The following is a 508-nucleotide window of genomic DNA, read 5'->3' on the forward strand; positions in this document are numbered from 1 at the left end:
CTACCGGATGGCAGGATCCTGGTCAGCGGCGGCAGCAGCAGCTCGAAAACCAGCCTGTACAATCCTGCGACGAACGCCTGGAGCCCGGGGCCGGACATGAAGATCGCCCGCGGCTACCACAGCAACGTGACCACCTCCACCGGTGAGGTGTTCACCATCGGCGGCTCGTGGTCGGGAGGTATCGGCAACAAGAACGGTGAGGTGTGGTCCGCCGCCGGCGGCTGGCGAACGCTGCCGAACGTGCTGGTGGACAACATCCTGACCGACGATCCCCGTGGCGGGTATCGTTCCGACAATCACCCCTGGTTGTTTGCCGCCCCCGGTGGCCGCGTGTTCCAGGCGGGGCCGAGCCGCCAGATGAACTGGATCTCCACCACCGGCGACGGCAGCATCACCTCGGCCGGTCCGCGCGCAGATAGCCCGGACGCAATGAACGGCGACGCCGTGATGTACGACGTCGGAAAGATCCTGACCGTGGGCGGGTCGACCGCCTACAATAGCATCCCGG

General features: G+C 66.3%; 1 protein-coding gene and 1 pseudogene. Both read left to right on the forward strand.

Annotated elements, in window-relative coordinates:
- Nucleotides 1-15 precede the first annotated feature (15 nt).
- Nucleotides 16-87: pseudogene (locus J9611_RS22865) on the forward strand (hypothetical protein); the annotation flags it as partial.
- Between the two features lie 39 nt (nucleotides 88-126).
- Nucleotides 127-508, forward strand: a 382-nt coding sequence (locus J9611_RS21465; protein ID WP_246528138.1) for a hypothetical protein, incomplete at its 3' end; no start/stop codon positions are given.

This window comes from Pseudarthrobacter albicanus (assembly GCF_018224015.1).
GTDB classification, from domain to species: Bacteria; Actinomycetota; Actinomycetes; order Actinomycetales; family Micrococcaceae; genus Arthrobacter; species Arthrobacter albicanus.